Raw genomic sequence first — 603 nt, 5'->3', positions numbered from 1 at the left:
GGCAGTGCGAGGCGGCCGCGGCGGCGGCGGGCGCGGCGGCGGCCGCGTTCGAGGCGGCCCGCGCCGGGGTGGTGCCCCCGCCGGTCATCGAGGCCAACCGCGACACGCTGATGACGCTGCTGGCCACCAACTTCCTGGGGATCAACACCCCGGCGATCGCGGCCACCGAGGCCGCCTACGACGAGATGTGGGGCCAGGACAGCGCGGTCATGTACGGGTTCGCCGCCGACGCGGCCGCGATCACCGGCACCCTGGTGCCGTTCACCGCGCCGCTGCCCAACTCCAACCCGGTGGGGCTGGCCGCCCAGGCCGCCGCGCTGGGTCAGGCCGGCGGGGTGGCCACCGGCCAGCAGCCCGCGAACCTGGCCGGCTCCACCGCGCTGCCGGCGGCCGGCCTGGACGGGCCGGCGATGCTGTCGATGGGACCGCAGCTTCTCGGCGCGATTCCCTCGGCGCTGCAAGGGCTTTCGTCCCCACTCGGCGGCGGGCTGGGGTCCCCGGTAAGCGGCCTGGGGCAGTTCCAGTCGCTGCTGGCCCCGTTCCTGGGCGTGCTGAACAACCCGAGCCTGCTGGGGATGGGCAGCGGCGGGGCCGGGGCCGCCG

General features: G+C 76.8%; 1 protein-coding gene. It reads left to right on the top strand.

Annotated features, from left to right (window positions below):
* Nucleotides 1-603: PPE domain-containing protein (locus F0Q45_RS26570; RefSeq protein WP_149656659.1), on the top strand; the 603-nt coding region annotated here is incomplete at both ends.

It is taken from the genome of Mycobacterium simiae (genome assembly GCF_008370645.1).
GTDB classification, from domain to species: domain Bacteria; phylum Actinomycetota; class Actinomycetes; order Mycobacteriales; family Mycobacteriaceae; genus Mycobacterium; species Mycobacterium simiae_A.
This window is presented reverse-complemented; position numbering and strand designations above follow the sequence as displayed.